We start from the raw sequence: 1683 nt of genomic DNA on the forward strand, positions 1-1683 counted from the left end.
GCACACCTTCTGAAACCGAGGGCAATAACGGGTTCGAGATCCGCATCGCGCGCTCCCTCCGCCACCCCAGGGATCAACGCTTCACAAGGCGCTCAGCACCGAACCTGCGGAAGAACCGGAACTGACCCCTTCGCGTCATGAGGATCTGACCCCCATGCTCATTTCCCACGCCTAGACGGGTGTGGGTTGGGGGACCGCAGCCGCCTTTTGCAGGAGGCCGCTGCGACGCTTCTCACGAAGCCGGTAGCTGTCGCCGCGGATGGTGACGACGTGGCTGTGGTGCAGCAGCCGATCGAGGATCGCGGTGGCCACCACCGCGTCGCCGAACACGCTCCCCCTACTCGCCCACCGCCCGATTCGAGGTCACCAGCATCGCGCCCCGCTCGTAACGGCGGCTGACGAGCTGGAAGAACAGATGCGCGGCATCCGGCTCGAACGGCAGATAGCCGAGCTCGTCGATGATCAGCAGCTTCGGCTTGGCGTAGTGCGTCAATCGCGCCAGCGGCAGCCCGACGTCAGCACGTGCAGGATGCCAGAGATGATTTGCCGGTCGTCCTTGCGCTCGGGTCCGGGCTGATCCTGGGGCATGAACGGTCCGATCACCGCCCATTGCTCATCCGAGAGCCAGAACAGGTCCGCCATCACCGCCTCCAGGCCGCAAAACGGCCGCCTGGAATCACAAAACGACAGACCCTGCAACAGCTTGGTTCGGTTCGCACCCTAGAGCCGGCCAACAGCTCTGTCGCGGCGATCACTGGCAGGCGTCGTGAGTCATCCACAGATGGGCGTCGGGGGAGTTGATGAATGTGGATAGGATGCCCCGCCAGGCCGGTCCGGGCCGATCTCGGCCAGCGTCATCGACTCCGCCATTCACAGGCAGTCGATCGGGACATGTCGAATCCGGCCCTCTGGACGAATAGTACGCGAATCTCTGGCCCGTACACGACTCGGAGTTGCTAAGGTGCTGTCGGACCATCCTCTTCTCGCAAGATGGAGTAAATCCTTTAAAGTCCCGTTAACGGCGCAGCGCCGGGGATCGCCTGTGGACCGCCTCGCGCTCCCATCTTTCAGCCTCTAACAGAAAGAACAGACTCTAGATTCTCAGTTTTGTTTTGAGGGTCCCGTGTGGGGACCGCGCAGCGGGGATCGGTGGGACGGCCGAAGACGAGAGATAGCCGCCGCATCGGGAACTGGCCGCGGTCGAGCCGGGATGGCCCGTAGGCTGCCGACGAAACGGTGCTGCCCCTGGATCAAGGCAAGGCGCAGCTATCGCCGATGGCCGCGCAGATTCAGCTTGGTGCCTTCGATCAACCGAGGTGCAGCGGTGCCTCGAACGATTCCCCGTCGCTTGGAACCGCGTCGCTCAATTCGACGCGGCGCATCATTTGCGGCAGGCAGTTGGCTGTGATCCGCCCTTTCCAGAACAGGACTGGGCCGGTGCATCGCTCGCCGCCGATGATCGTGGGCGGCAAACCGGGCTTCTTGGACGTCAGGGCCGTTCGCGAGCGATCCGGCTCCAGAGTGCCTGCAAGCAGCTACAAGCCCTCCGAGGGGCTTTCAACCGTGTCAAACGGCATTGAGCTTTGGTTCTTCCGCAGGTTCGGTGCTGACGGTGGGAGGCGCTCGGTCTGGTTTGTCGGGCGGTTTCCGGCCCGCCTCACGCGGCGTGAAGGACGCGCTGCC

Annotated in this window: 1 protein-coding gene and 2 pseudogenes; 1 reads left to right on the forward strand and 2 read right to left on the reverse strand. The window is 63.7% G+C overall.

Features of this window, described 5'->3' with window-relative positions; all coding sequences use genetic code 11:
* Positions 1-171 precede the first annotated feature (171 nt).
* Positions 172-484: pseudogene (locus ABIC30_RS31715) on the reverse strand (ATP-binding protein); the annotation flags it as partial.
* Positions 485-492: 8 nt separating this feature from the next.
* Positions 493-642, reverse strand: a pseudogene (locus tag ABIC30_RS31720) (transposase); the annotation flags it as partial.
* 594 nt (positions 643-1236) lie between these two features.
* Between ABIC30_RS31720 and ABIC30_RS31725 the strand changes: the two are divergent.
* Positions 1237-1683, forward strand: a 447-nt coding sequence (locus ABIC30_RS31725) for a hypothetical protein (protein ID WP_354456838.1), incomplete at its 3' end; no start/stop codon positions are given.

Source organism: Methylobacterium sp. 1030 (genome assembly GCF_040544715.1).
Classification (GTDB): Bacteria; Pseudomonadota; Alphaproteobacteria; order Rhizobiales; family Beijerinckiaceae; genus Methylobacterium.